Annotated in this window: 17 protein-coding genes and 1 pseudogene; 6 read left to right on the forward strand and 12 right to left on the reverse strand. The window is 65.3% G+C overall.

Going from position 1 to position 15,536, the window contains the following annotated elements; all coding sequences use genetic code 11:
- Positions 1-54: 54 nt before the first annotated feature.
- The 9 genes from D7D52_RS17095 to D7D52_RS17135 all read right to left on the reverse strand — a co-directional run bounded on the left by D7D52_RS17095 (position 55) and on the right by D7D52_RS17135 (position 6,483).
- Entirely contained in the window at positions 55-909 is an 855-nt protein-coding gene (locus D7D52_RS17095) for a DUF8175 domain-containg protein (protein WP_120737679.1), read from the reverse strand.
- Complete coding sequence (locus D7D52_RS17100; RefSeq protein WP_246023904.1) at positions 906-1,484, reverse strand: DUF8175 domain-containg protein; 579 nt, start codon at positions 1,482-1,484, stop codon at positions 906-908. Before D7D52_RS17100 ends, D7D52_RS17095 begins: the two co-directional genes overlap by 4 nt.
- 119 nt (positions 1,485-1,603) lie before the next feature.
- On the reverse strand, positions 1,604-1,858 hold the full coding sequence (locus D7D52_RS17105) for a hypothetical protein (protein ID WP_120737681.1): 255 nt from the start codon (positions 1,856-1,858) through the stop codon (positions 1,604-1,606).
- Positions 1,858-2,139: a hypothetical protein gene (locus D7D52_RS17110; RefSeq protein ID WP_120737683.1), complete on the reverse strand. Its 282-nt coding sequence runs from the start codon at positions 2,137-2,139 to the stop codon at positions 1,858-1,860. The genes D7D52_RS17105 and D7D52_RS17110 overlap by 1 nt, the downstream gene beginning before the upstream one ends.
- Complete coding sequence (locus D7D52_RS17115) at positions 2,136-2,738, reverse strand: hypothetical protein (RefSeq protein WP_246023905.1); 603 nt, start codon at positions 2,736-2,738, stop codon at positions 2,136-2,138. Before D7D52_RS17115 ends, D7D52_RS17110 begins: the two co-directional genes overlap by 4 nt.
- Positions 2,735-2,923 (reverse strand): hypothetical protein, encoded by a 189-nt coding sequence (locus tag D7D52_RS17120; RefSeq protein WP_120737685.1) that lies wholly within the window; start codon positions 2,921-2,923, stop codon positions 2,735-2,737. The genes D7D52_RS17115 and D7D52_RS17120 overlap by 4 nt, the downstream gene beginning before the upstream one ends.
- A 71-nt stretch (positions 2,924-2,994) precedes the next feature.
- Positions 2,995-3,729, reverse strand: coding sequence for a DUF8176 domain-containing protein (locus D7D52_RS17125; RefSeq protein WP_162958369.1), 735 nt, complete (start codon positions 3,727-3,729; stop codon positions 2,995-2,997).
- Positions 3,730-3,838: 109 nt separating this feature from the next.
- Entirely contained in the window at positions 3,839-4,741 is a 903-nt protein-coding gene (locus tag D7D52_RS17130; RefSeq protein WP_162958370.1) for a hypothetical protein, read from the reverse strand.
- Positions 4,742-4,809: 68 nt separating this feature from the next.
- Positions 4,810-6,483 (reverse strand): cutinase family protein, encoded by a 1,674-nt coding sequence (locus D7D52_RS17135; protein WP_246023906.1) that lies wholly within the window; start codon positions 6,481-6,483, stop codon positions 4,810-4,812.
- A 537-nt stretch (positions 6,484-7,020) separates the two neighbouring features.
- Between D7D52_RS17135 and D7D52_RS17140 the strand changes: the two genes are divergently transcribed.
- The 3 genes from D7D52_RS17140 (at position 7,021) to D7D52_RS17150 (ending at position 10,018) form a co-directional block, all read left to right on the forward strand.
- A complete protein-coding gene (locus D7D52_RS17140) occupies positions 7,021-7,509 on the forward strand; it encodes an ImmA/IrrE family metallo-endopeptidase (protein WP_162958371.1) in 489 nt (162 codons plus the stop codon).
- Between the two features lie 98 nt (positions 7,510-7,607).
- The gene (locus D7D52_RS17145) at positions 7,608-8,657 is read left to right on the forward strand and encodes a DUF6545 domain-containing protein (protein WP_162958372.1); all 1,050 of its coding nucleotides are present in this window, start codon (positions 7,608-7,610) and stop codon (positions 8,655-8,657) included.
- Positions 8,658-8,659: 2 nt separating this feature from the next.
- Complete coding sequence (locus D7D52_RS17150) at positions 8,660-10,018, forward strand: cytochrome P450 (RefSeq protein WP_120737697.1); 1,359 nt, start codon at positions 8,660-8,662, stop codon at positions 10,016-10,018.
- A gap of 18 nt (positions 10,019-10,036) precedes the next feature.
- Here the strand turns inward: D7D52_RS17150 and D7D52_RS17155 are convergent, their stop codons facing one another.
- Positions 10,037-10,396, reverse strand: coding sequence for a hypothetical protein (locus D7D52_RS17155; protein ID WP_162958373.1), 360 nt, complete (start codon positions 10,394-10,396; stop codon positions 10,037-10,039).
- A 41-nt stretch (positions 10,397-10,437) separates the two neighbouring features.
- Entirely contained in the window at positions 10,438-11,109 is a 672-nt protein-coding gene (locus D7D52_RS17160; RefSeq protein ID WP_120737701.1) for a helix-turn-helix domain-containing protein, read from the reverse strand.
- A 332-nt stretch (positions 11,110-11,441) separates the two neighbouring features.
- Here D7D52_RS17160 and D7D52_RS17165 point away from each other — a divergent pair, with 332 nt between their 5' ends.
- The 3 genes and pseudogenes from D7D52_RS17165 to D7D52_RS17175 form a co-directional block, all read left to right on the forward strand.
- Positions 11,442-11,678 carry a helix-turn-helix transcriptional regulator gene (locus D7D52_RS17165; RefSeq protein WP_187703165.1) on the forward strand — a complete coding sequence of 79 codons (237 nt, stop codon included), beginning with the start codon at positions 11,442-11,444 and terminating at the stop codon, positions 11,676-11,678.
- A 997-nt stretch (positions 11,679-12,675) separates the two neighbouring features.
- Positions 12,676-13,782 (forward strand): dual-specificity RNA methyltransferase RlmN, encoded by a 1,107-nt coding sequence (rlmN, locus tag D7D52_RS17170; protein WP_120737703.1) that lies wholly within the window; start codon positions 12,676-12,678, stop codon positions 13,780-13,782.
- A gap of 136 nt (positions 13,783-13,918) precedes the next feature.
- Positions 13,919-14,488, forward strand: a pseudogene (locus tag D7D52_RS17175) (radical SAM protein); the annotation flags it as partial.
- Positions 14,489-14,868: 380 nt separating this feature from the next.
- Here D7D52_RS17175 and D7D52_RS17180 read toward each other — a convergent pair.
- Positions 14,869-15,420 carry a TetR/AcrR family transcriptional regulator gene (locus tag D7D52_RS17180; protein ID WP_246023907.1) on the reverse strand — a complete coding sequence of 184 codons (552 nt, stop codon included), beginning with the start codon at positions 15,418-15,420 and terminating at the stop codon, positions 14,869-14,871.
- Positions 15,421-15,536: the final 116 nt, after the last annotated feature.

A 15,536-nucleotide genomic window follows, 5' to 3' on the forward strand; every position in this document is an offset into this window, starting at 1 on the left:
ACAAGCTCCGGTGCAGGCGATTTCGGTCCGCATGAGGGTTGGCGGCGGTGGTGGTCACCACTTGATCCACCCCCCGGTCAGCGTCGAGATGACGTGCTGGGGAGGTGTGGCGCCGGGCGGCGGTTGCAGCCGCCAGTCCCCGCCGTCCCACACCATGACGATCTGGGTGGCCGTCCACGCCGGTGACCCGTTGTCATCTACGCCGCGCGTGGCGATCGCGACCACGGCCATGTCCTCGGCGTAGCTGTCGATCCGGAAGGCATCCGGGGCGACAAAATAGCGAGTCAGGTTCTCCGGCAGCTGGTCCGGCAGACGTCCCGCTGCCCGATTCGCCTCGAATTCTCGTAATCCCTTGGCGGGATTGATGATCAGGCGCTCGCGCACGGTGCGGCTACCGGGGCGGGCGTTGACCTGGTAGCCGGCGTAGACCGCCGCCAGTGCCGCGCCCTGGGGCGTGTGCGCCCACCCGGCCGCCACACCATCGGCTACCCGGGTCGGTCCATCGGAGGTGGAGAAGGGCACCGACGCCCCGCCGACTCGTTGCCATCCACCCTGGGCGGGCAGCACGGGCGCGCCGGTCAGCCAATCCGGATCACCCGAGGTGCGCCCGGTGCCGGTCTGAGGCAGCGGCTGACCGGCCGCATTACGGGGTGTATCGACGCGCCGACCGAATACATCGGTCGCGGGAACGTCGAAACCGGTGGCGGTCGAATCGCCGTGACCCGGAGCGGAGACCGGCTCGTTCGTCGTCGCGGTGTTGTCGTGGCCGACGTTGAGGGCGGCAACCCCGCCGACGACGACGAGTGCGACCACAGCGAGGGCGGCGATCAATCCGATCTGTTTGCCGCGCCGCTGATGTTGCGGCGCATCGTGGCCGATGTCGGTGGAGGTGGTTTCGCGCAGCTTCACCGCGTGCCCTCCAACCGCACGAAACCATCGGTCGGAACCGAACCGATCGCGGAGACGGTGGGCGTGGTGCTGGCGGGGTCGGGCAGCTCGAGCCGCCAGTCCCCGCGCTGCCACACCACCGCGATGGCGGTGGCGGCCAGGCTCGTGTCCGGGTAGACGCTGACTGCGTTGACCGTTGCCCGTTCGGGCTGGTAGCTGGTGATCTGATAGCCGAGGATTCGGGGTGCGGTGGCGGGATCGGCGGGCTGGGCGATCTTGACGCGTGCCCGCGCCAACGTCCAGGCGTCGCGGGCCGGGCCGGGGGCGACTTCTGCGTTGGTGATGTGTGCCCAGGTGGTGTTGTCGGCCGTGGACAGGCGCACGGTGTGGGCGATGGCCGCCAGCGCCGCGCCTTGCGGCGTCTGTCGGTAGCCGGTCGCGGCCACACCGTTGGTGGCCGGGCCGTCCTCCCCGGCGGGGATCGCGATGCCTTGGAAGCTGTTCCAATGCAACCCGGCCGGGACGCTGGTCAGATCCGGTTGCGGCGCACTCGATTCCGAGTCGGACCCGCACCCGGACAGGGCCGCCGCTGCCACGAGGGCAACGGCTAGGCCGCTCAGTGTTGCCCTGTTTTGGGCATGCGAAAGCAGAGACATGGTTGATTCCTTAAGAAAGATTGCGGCGCAGACTTATTGGTGCGCCGAGAGGCGATGCGTCAGAACGGCGACAGCACGGCTGTCGCGACGGCGGCGGCGCTGCTGGCCAGGATCGCGCCGAGCAGACTCATCACGATGCTGTGGGTGCCTTCGGACCAGATCGGTTCGCCGTGGCGGTGGGCCAGCCACAGCCGGCCCGCAGCGGCGATCAGCCATGCCAGGCAGATGGTCAGCGCGAACCACGCGCCCCAGCCCCACAGCTGATCCAGCGGCCCGGTGACCGAGGCGGGTAACTGCTTGTAGGCGGTGCTCATCAGTTGAGGACGACGGCGTTCATCAAGCTGGACGCGCTGGTGGCGATGATGCCGCCGATCGCGGCGGCGGCCACCATCTTCGGTGATTCCAGGGTGGCGCCGTTCCATTTCTCCCACCCGAACTTGCCGCCCGCGTAGATGATCGCGGCCACGCCGCACAACATCACGAACCACATCAGGTAGCGGACCAGGCGCAGGATCTGCCCCGAACCGGGCGGCGCTTCGGGCTGGATGTCGTCGACGGCCAAAACGATTGCGTGGTGGACTGTTTCGAGAATCATGCTGCTGTTGCTCCTGGTAGTCGGTCGGTGGTGTCCTCGGTCGCGGTGGCGCTCACGGCGGCCAAGAGGTTGTGGCCCAGTTCGCGTGCGGCGGCCAGGGGGTCGCTGCCACGGCTGGGGTAGGGGCTCTCCGGTGTCCACACCGGTAGGTCGCTGCGTTGGGTCAGCGGCCAGGCGGGTTGCCATCCCACGCGCCAGCGCCCGCTTTCGGGGACGAGTTCGTCAATGACGCGGCGGTAGCGGCGGATATCGAGGGGGACGCGTCCGGGTTGGTGGGCGCAGGTGATCAGCCCGAGAACGCGGCTGGGTCCGGCGTTCCCGGCGCGGTGCTGGCGCAGCAGCTCGTGCGCGCGAGCCAAACCGTCGAGGGTCTCCCGTGCGACGACCACGACGAACGGTGATTCGCCGTCGAGCACGCCGGGCCAACGACGCTGTGCATCGGCCGCGGGCGCGAGGACCCGTTCCAGGGTGCTCACACCCGCGCCGCCGTGCGCGCCCAGTAGCCACAGCATCGGCGCGCGGCCCCCGCTGTACGGGATAGGCCGATCCCAGATCGGCGTCCCACCGTGGGCCTCCTGTGCGGGGATCGGCTCGCTCACGCGGCGGCCTGTGTGGGCACGCTGCGCAGGTGGCGCGGGCGTAGCTCGCGCACGATGCTGACCCACACGCCGAGCAGGCGTGCGGCGGCAACGAATGCCTCGATTTCGTGGACGGGGATTCGGTAGACGAAGCGTGCGCCGCCGGGATACTCCACGTGCACGATTTGGTTTGCGGTAGTGGACATGTCGTTACTCCGTTCGAAAATGCAGATGGGCACAGCGATGCCGGGGTTCGGGCGTGTGCCGAGGGGAAGGGTTAGGAATCGGCGGCGGTAATACCGGTGATCCGGTGTGTACCGCCGACGTTGGTTGTGGTGATCAGCTGGGTGAAGCTGCGCTTCTCACCGGCCGAGCCGGTCTCGGTGATCGAGACGCGGTAGAGATCCGGAGCCGCCGGGATGATCACGACGCAGGCAGCAGTCCCGGGTGCGAGGGTGCCGATTCCGGCGTCGATCTCCTGCGCGGTCGGAACTGCGGCATCGGGTGTCGTCGCCGCCCGCGCCGCAGTGCCCGAGCGCTGCGTGTAGTAGGCGTGTTCGAAGGCCAGGATGGCGTCCGGGCCGTTGGACAGAGATCCGGTTCCGTTGCCCCGCACGAGGTTCGGGGTGCGGGTCGGCTCGCATCCTGGCCCGCCTCCGAGCGTCGGGTCAGGGCGTGGCGCTGCGGGAACACTGGCGGTGGTCGTCACCACGGCTTGGCTGGCCGTCTCCGCGGGCACCGGACCGCTCGACTCGTCAGGCCACAGCAATCCGATCCCGGCGACGGTCGCCGCGACCGCCACACTCGCGCCGATCACCACGGTGTGGCGACGAATCGCACGCGAGACCGATCGCCCCGGATGCCGCGAATTCCGCACTGCGTGCGCGTCATCGCTTACGGTGGAACCGATTTCGGCCCCGTCGTTGTGGGCTTGGCTGATCTGCTCCGGCGCTGTGGGTGCCGGTAGCCAGTCGCTCCAGTGGCCCGCTTGGCCGTTGTTGGGCGTGGACAATATTCTTCACCTCCTCAATAGATGTCGTTGCTCGAATCGCTCGCGGTCGGTGGCGCGGGCTGGGCGCTTGTGTGCGCCAGTCCGCGCCACCACCGGGACGAACAGGGGATTAGGAACCGGCTCCGACCGCAGCGCCGATCGCGCCGCCCACAGCGGCTCCGGCAAGGCCGGCGGCGGCACCGCCGCCGAGCGCGCCGAGCCCCGCTCCGGCTACGGCTCCGATCACCGCGCCTGCGGCGATCGCCGTGCCGATGGTTCCTCCGGCGACGATCGGAATAGCGGCGATCGCCGGGATCGCGGCCACGCCACCGGTGGCCAGTGCCGCACCCACACCGGCCGCACCGCCCGCGACCAGCGCACCGCCGACACCGACCGCGCCACCGGCGACCGCGCCGACTCCGGCGCCCACGACCGCACCGGCCGCGCCACCGGCGACAGCGCCGGGGATCGCGGCGGCGACGCCACCGATCACTGCGCCAGCGACCGTTCCCGCCGCGACGCGGTCCGATCGGTTCGCCGGGACACCGACCGAGTTCCACACCTGCGCGATCTGTGCTTCACCCAGTGCCGCCCCGGAGTTGATCTGGTCGGCGTATTCCTCGGGTAGCCAGTCCGGGCGGGGGGCCTCGAGGCTGCCCATACGCACGGTGTCGGGCGCGGGGCGGATCGGCAGCACCGGAGCCACCGGCTCGGGGGCGTGCAACTGCGAAGGATCAATCGCGGGCGCGGGAGCCTGCGGGACGGGCTCAGCGCGGGTGGTGTAGGGCTGCGCTGCCGTCGGTCCTTGCACGCCTTCGTCCACCACTGGCGGTGCGGGCGGCGGCGGTGGCGGTGCGGGGGAGGTCACCCCGGCCTGCCCGCCGCCCGGGGTTTGGGTGGTGACTCCGGCCTGCCCATTCGGGACAGCAGCCGCCGGTGCCACCGCACCGCACAGGATCGCGGCGGTGACCGGCACCGCCGCAGCGGTCATCAGCCACGCACGACTACGGCGGGTCTTCGTCGTTGTTCTCACGTTCTCGAATTCCTTCGTATCGAAACCCCTTGTCTGTCGGGGTGTTTGATCGGTTCTTGCTGGCGGATTCATCGGGTTCGCGTCGCGGACGCCGGGGGCGAGAGGGGAGCCGTCGTGCTGGTGGCGGTGGACTCGGACCCGGGTATCGGCAGCCCCTCGAGTCCGCTCCCGCTGGATGAATCCCACGGGTATTGCGCGCCGCCGGGAGGGCGGTTGGTGCTCGTCGGCGGCGCGCTCACGCGAGGCGTTGCGGTCGTGGTGCCGGTGCGGCTCTGCGGGCTGGGCTGGGCCTTGCCCGAAGTGCTCGGTGCCGCCGCTCCCGCGCTGTCGCGTGCGATGGCGGCGAACCAGTCCGCGACATAGCGGGTCGCTGACTGCCCGTCGGCGCTGATCGGGTTCTGCCCGTAGGAGTTGTGCTTGGTGATCGCATCGGAGTACTTCGTCCACACCGCCGTATCGACCAAGTCTCGGTTGTCGCTGATGTTGGTGGTCACCACCTCGAAAGCGCTCTTGACCAGCCCGATCGCCGTTCGCGGCGGCATTAGCTGCGGCAACGCGCCCAGCAGCTTGACCCCGAAAACAGCTAATCCCGCAACAGGATTCGCCAATCCCGCCGTCGCGACTGACGCGATCGTGTCCGGCGTCAACAGCGTTTCTGCCACGGCGGCAACGGAATTGAATCCGATCGTCGCGACTTTCAGCACCGCCTGAACCACGTCGCCGGGGGCCAGCGCAGTCCGTGGGTCCGAGGCGTCCGCGATCCGCTGCGACAGGCTCACCTTCGGATTGATCGACAGATTCGCCAGCGAATCACCCTTCACGTCCTCGTTCACCGCGGACGTGGCGGTCTTGATCGTCGTGAACGCCAGCGCTTGGGTCACGCTCCACAGCGCCCGCAACGGATCACCGCCGCTGTCGGCCTGACCGGCGATATTTGCGACCGCTTCCAGAATCGGAGCGTGCGACGGCGCATCACACGCCAGGTCCCCGGAGGCGCACACGCTCATCACCCGGCCGTCCAACGCGCCGAAACCGCCCGCCTTGTCACGTTCGGGACCGATCCCACCGCCCGAGGTCGGCGCTTGAGGCACCGCGCTCAACTCGCCGACCGCTGCGCCGGAGGTCTCCGGAGCAGGGTCGGGGCTGTCCTGGCCGGCGCGGCCGGGGAAGGTCGGTGAACCCGGCGCGCGCACCGGGTCACCGAACAGGGCGACCGCCGCGACCTGTGACGGAGCGACCGCACCCGAGCCTGTCCCTACTTGCTTGGCCCACATGCTCACCACGTGCGCGCCCTGGCTGTACCCGGCAACTGCGATCCGCGTGGCCGGGCACGCCGCGACGATCTGGCTCGCCATCTTGTCCAGCGACTCGAGGCCGCCGGACACCGATCGCTCATACGAGGCGGTGTCCGGATTGGCGGGCCTGTCCAGGCCGCCGAACGACGCGTCGTAGGGGACGTAGGCCCGTGAGATCTTCACCCCGGCTGCGTCGGCGTCTGCCTGGAGCGGCACGAACACTTGCGACAGCATCCCGGTATCGGTCGTGACCGGGGCGTCCGGCGCGGACTGCCCGGTGCCCTGTACGCCCAGCGCGTAGACCGCCGGGCAACCCTGCGCGGTGAGATCCGCGAACGGATCGGCCGCAGACGCCACGGCGGCGCCCGCACCGACCGTGACTATCGACGCCATCGCTACCGCGCCACCGCGCACGCGGTAGCTCGGGCGTCTCGGTAACTCCCTCATCAGCAACAGCTCCTTCGTGCAATCCAGCGACCGGATTTCCGGCCACGGATCGAACGGTAAGGAGGCTGTCGCAAACGCACAATGTGCAGTTCAGGGGGTTAAATCGAGGTAGTAGCAACTATCCGGCAGGGCCAACTTCGACCAACTTCGATGAAGCTCGACCATCCTCGATTGAGTGAGTTAAATCACGCACGGGCCGGATTTGAACCGATATCGGCCCCGAGGGGCGGTCAGTGGCACCATCTCGAGATCGAATCCGTGAACAACCGGATGTGAAATCCCGCACGCTCTTGTCCGGATCGTCGCCGCTCTTCATCTCTCGGAGATCGCCAGGTCATCAGCGGGGTGCCGTAGTCATACCGGATTGCCGGAAACCTTTGTGATCGGGATTCGGCTGTAGACATCGCCAGGGCGAGTCAGCTATGTGCCAGCTATTATGTTGTGGAGCTATTAGTTGAACGGTCACTTCTATATGGGTGCGCTGCGGGCATGTGCACAGATGGAGATCGTGTACAGAACTCGGAGGTCGGGACTGCGGTGGATGAGAGCCGGTTACAGAGCATCCTGGACGGAATTCCTCTTACCCCGCCGTGGACGGTCGGAGAGTTCACGAGGTATCTGTCCGGGCGGCTCGGCAAGCGGATCGTCTTGGACCCGTGGCGGGTGCATGTGCCGTCGGTTTCACGGTGCGGTGCTCTGTGGGTCACGCAGCAGGAACTCGTCGTCAAGTACGACCCCGCGCGATCGCCTCGCGGCCAACGGCAAGAGATCATGCACGAGTTCGGTCACGTCCTGCTCGAACACCGAGGCGACGACCAATTCGAAGTGACCGACTCGTTGCTAGCCGAGGGCCTTGACCCCGAACGAGTCCGCGAGATCATGCAGCGCAGTCACTTCGACTCCGTCGCGGAGCAGGAAGCCGAATGGCTGGGAACCCATCTCGCGGGCATGAGCCGCGGACGGCCCGACGACATTAGCGGCGCACGCCATCGTGCCGCGTCGGTGATCGAACTGATGTGGCGATGACTCCAAGCCCTCTGCTCGTCGCCGAAGCCACATCTTCGCTATCTGAGCCGCTCGCGGCGGCACTGCTGATCTGGATCGCGGCAGTGGTCCTAGCCCGCATGACGGTGCTCGTCGAACGCCTGAGCCTGGACTGGGCATTGGCCACGCTGGCTATGTCGTTCTGGTTTACCGCGCTGCTGCGCGACCGGGCCGTTCAGTCGGTGCTGACACGGTGGATCGCACTCGCCGATATCCGCCTTGCCACCCACGCGGCAGCGCTGTGCGCGGCCGGCGCTCTCGTTTGGATCGGACTGTTGTGGCACGCGCGCAGGCCCGTGCGCGACAGCACCATAGTGCTGATCTGGGTCGGCGTCGCGGTGCTCGTTCTAGCGCTCGCGTGGATCTCGGCTCCTGCGCGCGCGGCCGATATCGCGGTCGAGGAGCTATCGGGCTGGCGGCCCGGGGTCTATCTGATGACCTATTCCCTGCCGACCGCGCTCGCTGAGTTGCTGCCCTTGGTCACCGCCGTCAGTTTGGTGTGGCACTGGCGTCAGAGCCTCGCTCGCGCGGTGTTCGCGGGCGTCATCATCGCCTGTATCGCCGTCTCGCAGCTCGACGCGTGGACCCGCATTCTCACCGGCTGGATGATCACCGCAGGTCAGGACGAACTCACTATCGACCGGGCGGGCACCAATGACTTGCTGTTCCTGGCCCCGGTCGCGCTGCTGATGCTGCTGGCCTTGCCCTCGATCGCCACATCGCTGGCGATCCGGCTGCGCCGAGACCCCGCCTCGCGCAATATCGCGATACTCGAGCCGATGTGGGCGGACATGATGGACGCCCGCCCGGAAATGCGTCTGCACGTCAAAGCGCGCAAAACGCTGCCCCAGGTGACCGAGCATCGAATGTTGATCGAAATCGAGGACACGATGATCTCGGCGGCTCCCTACCTTGCCGGTCTGGACCCGCGCCCGGACCCGTCCCAGGTGTGCCAGGCGCTACGCGCCGCCCTGGACGAGGGCGAAGAGGGGTACCGCGACCAGGACGCGTGCGCGCCCGCGTGGGTGGGAAACGAAGCGTTCGTCCTCAAGATCGCTCGCGAATGGCGCAAGACCCGTCTCGTCCCCGCACCAGTCACAGAACCGCACCTCAGAGAGGCAACCGTATGACTATGACGAAACCTACTGCGGCGCAGAGCATTCCGCATCCGCCCAAGCGTGTGCCGATTCTGGGTGATGTGCTGGGCATGGATCGCAAACGCCCGAACCAGAAGACGTTGTGGCAGTTCAGCCAGCTCGGGCCGTTGTATCGGCGTACGTTCGTCGGCGGAATCCATTTGACCTTCGCCGGGTCGTCAGACCTCATGCGCGAGGTCATCGACGAGAAGTCCTGGCAGCGCCATTTCGCCCGCCCGTACGAGAAGCTGCGCGCCATCGCCGGTAACGGTCTGTTCACCGCCTCGAACGATTCGATGGAGTGGAAACGCGGCCACGAGGCGCTGATTCAGGGATTCGTTCCCGCCGCCCTCGCCGACTACCACGACGCCTTCGTCCACGTGGCGGAGCAGACCGCGCAGTGGCTCGGACAGGGGCGTACCGTCACCGACACCGCCGCGATGATGGGCGATGCCGCATTGGAGGCGATCGGGCTGGCCGGGTTCGGCTACCCCGTCGGCGCATTCACCGATCGCGACACCGGCCGAAACCCGTTCGCCGACGCGCTCACACGAGTGTTCGCCTACGCCCAGGAGTCGGCAATCCCCGTGGTGGGCAAGCTGACCGGTGGCAAGCGCGCCCGCCAGAACGACACGGATGTCGCGTTCATGAAGGGCGTGGTGTCCGAGGTGATCGAGGCGCGGCGACAGTCCGGCCAGCGGTACCCGGATCTGCTGGACCGCATGATGTACCCCGTCGAGGGGCCGGCGCTGCCCGACGACAACCTTGTCGAACAAGTCTTGACGCTTTTCGTTGCAGGGCACGAGACCACCGGCAACCTACTGGCCTTCGTGGCGCACTTCCTGGCCAACGACCCGGAACTGGCCGCGCGCGTACGCGCAGAGGCCAGCGCACTGACCACCGATGGTCGCATCGCCTACGAGGACGTGGCCAAGCTCGAGGTTACCGACGCGGTGATCGCCGAAGCGCTCCGCCTATGGCCTGTGGCGCCGGGCTTCTTCCGCGAAGCCCGCCAGGACACCACCCTGGGCGGATACCCCATCGCCGCGGGCGATTGGGTGTTCGTACTGCTGTTGGCGGTACACCGCGATCCGGCCGTGTGGGGGACCGACGCGGACGAGTTCCGCCCCGATCGCTGGATGGGCGGCTTCCGGCCCAAACCCTGGGCATATCGACCGTTCGGCACCGGCCCGCGCGCCTGCATCGGCCAGGCGTTCGCGCTACACGAAGCGAAACTGCTCATCGCGTCACTGGTGCGCGATTACGAACTCACCCCACACGGCGAACTCGATGTCGAGGAGAATCTGACGTTGCGCCCGGCGAATCTGGAAATCGGGTTCCGTCGCATCGAATGACGCGGGACCGGAGGCTGACTATCGGGTGCGGACAGGCAGCGCGCGAAGATCGGCGATCAGCTCCCTGAGCTTGTCGCGGGTCAACGCCCGCGCCGCAACGTGCTGCACTCCGCGATCACGCGCCAGGGTCCACAGCTGTAGCCGCAGGTCGATATCTACATCTTCGTCGCCGACCGGCAGCAAGTAGGCCACATCGGTGACACCGCATAGTGCGCACAGCTCCTCCGCGACCTCGCGCGTGATCTCCACGACCGAGCCGGTCCGCAGAGCCGCGATTTCGCCGGGGTCCACCGTCCGCCCCAACGCCTCGGTCAGCGCGGCAGCGATCTTGAGGTTGTCGATCGCCGGTTCGTCCCAACGGTGCGAATAGGCGATCATGCGGTTGATCTTTCCAGCTAGCGACAGTGCCATGAGAGTCCTCACCGGTTGATCCGTCGGGTTGCCGAAAGGGTCTGTTCCATCTGTGACCACCGCTGCGCGAACTCCTCTGCCCGCTCAGACTCCGATTCCGGCAGTCGCCCCAGTAGCCACCGCAGATACATCAACTCCGTGTGGTCGTCGGCGGTGGGTGCCTGCGGTGTACGGCGCAGATAGTGGCCCAACAGCATCTCAATAGTGGCCGCGCTCAATGTCTTATCGAAGCGCTGATGCTCGATGTCGGCGATCGTCCACGCCCGCAGGATGCGGTCAGCAATAGTGTTCATGCCTTCCACCAGCGGTGCGAGACGTTCATCATCGCCCGCGACCTCGGTCACCATCTGCGCCATCCGCACCGTGTCCTGGAACAAATTGGCAGGGATCGGAACGTAGAGCACCTTCGACGCCGGTAATGGCTCATTGGCGATGTCGATGACCCTCGGCGGCAGGCGCTTGGTGAAGGCGTCCGATGCAGAGCCCTCCTCCCATCCCAGCACCTTGTCCAACCTGGGCAGCGTGTCGTTGCGGATTCGTCCGGCCTCGCCGCTTTCGATCTTGTCGATCGTCCTCGGATTCAGCCCCACGGCCGCATGAATCGCCTGCTTTGACAGGCCCAGCTCTCCACGCCGTGCCTGCACTACCTGCCCTAGGTACTCGGGGTGTTGTGTAGTCATCGCCTCGACTCTGTGTAGAAGGGCTTGCAGAACGCGCTGCTATACCCACATTACCGTCGATACTACATCACCTGCCTGCGCATCTTCCACCTATGCAATCTGTAGTTACCTTCGTCATATCCAGGAGTATGCACGGTTCAGTACATAGTCTTACTGCCGATTGTATGCACTTAGCTGGTTGAAACTGTGTAGTTCACTGCGTACTGTGACAGGCGCAGGACAGGTAGTCGCACGTCAAGACCCATGTGGTGCCCGTGTCGCGGAGCCTGTACCCAGTACCGAGCTAGCTCACAGACGCCAACCGGCTACTGCATCAACTAAGGAAAAAGGCAATGGACAACACCACCGACATCTGGATGACGAGCAAGGAAGTCGCACTACGCCTCAAGGTCGAGGTCTGCACGCTGGACAGCTGGGCCTACACCGGCACCGGACCTGACTTCATCAAGCCGGGACGTTTCCGTCGCTATGCCCTGGCCGACATCCTCGCGTGGGAGGACCGACTCCGGGCCGAAGCGAAACTTCGGCGGCAAATCGCCCAGGCCAACGTCCGTCGTCACGTCGCCTAACCGGTCCCAGGGCTGAGGTATCAGCCGAGTTTGCCTGATCGACGCAGGGGCTTCGCGGACGCGCGCCTCTTGCTGGCGCACAAGCGCTAGTCGAAATCGCTCGCGCAATCGTCGCCATCATCCACACAACTCAGGTATGAAATGAACAAGCAGCCCGACAGTAATGTTTCGATCTTCGATCCCAGTCGGCGGAAGCCGAGACCGATCGGAGTCGCCGCAAGCAGAATCGTCCTCGTCGTGCCGACATTGGAAATGCCTCGTCATCACCCAGATGCACTGTTTGCGGCAGTACGCATGATTCAGGAACTCGCGCCTGATGAGGTTGTCCACCTAGGCGATCCTGGCGAGCCATCGCACGTAGAAAATCGGTACCTCTGCACCCTCCGGCGGTCATATCGCGGAGCGATAGGCTTCCAATTCTCAGCGGGTTTGAACTTCAGTAAGTACGACATCAGCTCGCTGCCGCCTGTGTATGAGCTTGACGCCAACTGGATCGCGGTAGACCAGCCTGCCGTTCCTGTCGCGATCGGACCGGGTGAAACAGCCCTTCGCGCGGCTATCGCGTCCGGTCGATCGGTAGTCACGGCCGCTACGAAGCGTTGCGGTGTAGGCCGGCAGACTCGGATCTATCCGGACGGGCATCGGAAGATTCTTATCGGACTCGAAGTCGGCCACATGACTAATTCGTCTTCCGTCCCGCCGGGAGCATCCACAAAAGCGCACAGGGAATCAGTGGCGGTCGCGGCATTCGAGTTCCGTGCGGATGGATCAAGCCAGCATCACATATTGCGCTACTCGCCCCAGGGCTATGATATTCCCGAAGCTCTGCGACAGTCGGCAAGCGCCCGTAATTACCGGGCTGCATCCTGATCGAAACTCGTACGCCACAAGTCGACGCCTAAAACCGGCGCTCAAACTCCAACTGGTATCCACAGTGCCGGTCGTGCGACAGCGCACCCGGAAGCCCCGGCGTTCCATGTGAGACAATAGACGCACTATGACGTCATTGCCCTTGGTATTCAACGCCCCGACCCGCGGCCTTCCTCCCCGCCACCTAGCGGACATGTCCACGGAGGACCGCCGCGCGGCCGTTGCTGCCATCGGTGAAAAGCCTTTTCGCGCAAACCAGCTTTCGAACCACTACTTCGGACGTCTGACTACGGACCCCGATGCGATGACGGATATTCCGGCGTCGGTTCGAACTCGCCTGTCCGAAGAGCTGATGCCCCAATTGTTCACTGAGGTTCGCACGATCTCCTGCGACAGCGGAACGACCTTGAAAACCCTACTTCGCGCACACGACGGGTCGCTTATCGAAACCGTTCTGATGCGATATCCGGATCGGGCGACCCTGTGCATTTCAAGCCAAGCAGGGTGTGGCATGGCCTGCCCTTTCTGTGCGACCGGACAGGGTGGACTCACTCGTAATCTTTCTACCGCCGAAATAGTCGACCAGGTTCGTCTGGGCGCGGCTGCAATCCGCGACGGCAAAATGAGCGGTGGCCCCGGACGGCTCTCGAATATCGTATTTATGGGAATGGGTGAACCTCTCGCCAACGTGAGCAGGGTCATTAACGCGATTCACCGAATCGCTGATCCTGCTCCGGCTGGTCTCGGAATATCTCAGCGCTCCATTACTGTCTCGACAGTCGGAGTCGTACCGGCTATTAGGCGGCTGTCGGAACAGGGCTTGCAAGTGCGCTTGGCAGTTTCGCTCCATACTCCGGACGACGAATTGCGCAACACTCTGGTGCCGATCAACGAGCGATGGGATGTCGCTGAAGTTCTCGATGCCGCGCGAGCTTATGCCGACCGAACCGGTCGAAGAGTATCAATCGAATATGCATTGATCCGCGACGTCAACGATCAGCCCTGGAGAGCAGACCTGCTCGGCAAATTGCTCCGGAAGCATCTGGCCCAGCTCGTTCACGTGAATCTGATACCTCTCAACCCGACGCCCGGCAGCAAATGGGATGCCAGCCCCAAACCTGTCCAGGATGAGTTTGTCCGGAGAGTGATCGCGTCCGGCGTGAGCTGCACCGTGCGCGATACGCGCGGCCAGGAGATCGCCGCCGCCTGCGGTCAGCTGGCGGCCGAAGAATAGGGGCCAAGTCCCCACTTCATTCGGGGGGCTGCGCTGTACTGCATCGAAATCCTGTTCGGTGATCTGCGTTACAGAATAGCCCCCTAACCAGGTCTTTCCTGGCATAAGACCTGGTCAGGGCGTTTGTAAAACGGGGGGCATGGGCGAACCACTTGCGAATTTCAAGCGTGTAATTTCGGCGGTTCGCCGGATCACGTCGCCGTCGCCGGATGGTTTCGGTATTTCGCAGCGGAATGTGGTGGTGTCGACGGTGGGTTTGGCTCCGGCGATCCGCAAGCTGGCCGATGAGGATCTTTCGGTCACTCTCGCGGTGTCGTTGCATACTCCTGATGATGAGTTGCGAGACACGCTGGTGCCGGTCAACAATCGCTGGCCGGTGGCCGAGGTGTTGGATGCCGCACGGTATTACGCGGACAAGTCGGGTCGGCGGGTGTCGATCGAGTACGCGTTGATTCGAGATATCAACGATCAGCCGTGGCGTGCGGACCTGCTGGGGGAGAAGCTGCACAAGGCTCTGGGTTCGCGGGTGCATGTGAATGTGATTCCGTTGAATCCGACTCCGGGTAGCAAGTGGGATGCCAGTCCGAAACCTGTTGAGCGGGAGTTCATTCGGCGGGTCCAGGCTAAGGGTGTGCCGTGCACGGTGCGTGATACTCGCGGGCAGGAGATCGCCGCGGCGTGCGGGCAGCTCGCCGCGGAGGGTTAGCGCTCTGGAAGGTCTCAACGTGTCGGACACCGGCTCAGGTGGGCTGGTGGCTGGCCTCGGAATGGCCGCGATCCCGGCCGTTGCTCGAATGGGTGCGGACATTTCCGCGGGGACAGTCGCCGCAGTTGCATTCGAAGAAGTCGATCAGCTCAATGCGGTGGTCCAACGGTGTTGTCATTGACGACGAGTAATAGTTGCAGCATCTGATGTGCTTTGATTGGGGTCGCTGCAACGCTAAATAAGACTTTTCGCGTAACACTGGCCGAATCTGAGCCATCGTCTATCGGTGGTGGTGACCGCGCCCGGAATCAACGGACGTGCGGGTCGCGGCGAATGAGATCAATCTGAGCTGATGTCTCAGCCGGCGATGTGGGTCTTCGCTATCGGCCGACGGCGCGGGCGACCGCGTCGGCGACCTGCTCGTCGGTGAGGTGGCTGCGCTCGATCAACACATGCGACAGGACGGTGCGTACCGCGACCTCGGCGGCCTGGGCTGGTGTCAGGGCCAGCGCGTCGGTGCGTCGCACCGACAGCAGCGGTGTGAGCAGGGCGCCGACCATCTCGATCAGGTTCACCTCGGAGCCGTCGTGGCTGATCGCGACGTTGAGCAGCCAGGCTGGTTCGTGCACGCGAATGTAGGTGAACGCCGCGTGTTTGCGCAGGTACCTGATCGCGAACAGCGTTGCCGCCCTGGCCAGTTGCGGCATCGGCGCGAACACGTCGAACTCCTGGTAACCGGCAGCGATCATCTCGCCGATCTCGCGGCGCGTCAACGCGGTGACGAGCCCGTCCTTGTCCCCGAACTCCCGGTACGCGGTCGCACGCGACACCCCAGCGCGGCGCGCGACCGCGCTCAAGGTCAGTTCGTCCAGGCCCGACTCGGCGATCATCTCCAATGCGGCATCCATCAGCGCCGACGACGACTTGGTCACCGAATCATCATCCCCCTCTCCCGCCCGTCGCCACGACCACAGCTTGCCACTCAACCGAGACTGAGACTAATCTATCGGATAGTCTCATTCTTTGTCGGTCCGTGCGGGCCGTCGAC

The sequence above is a fragment of the Nocardia yunnanensis genome (genome assembly GCF_003626895.1).
GTDB classification, from domain to species: Bacteria; Actinomycetota; Actinomycetes; order Mycobacteriales; family Mycobacteriaceae; genus Nocardia; species Nocardia yunnanensis.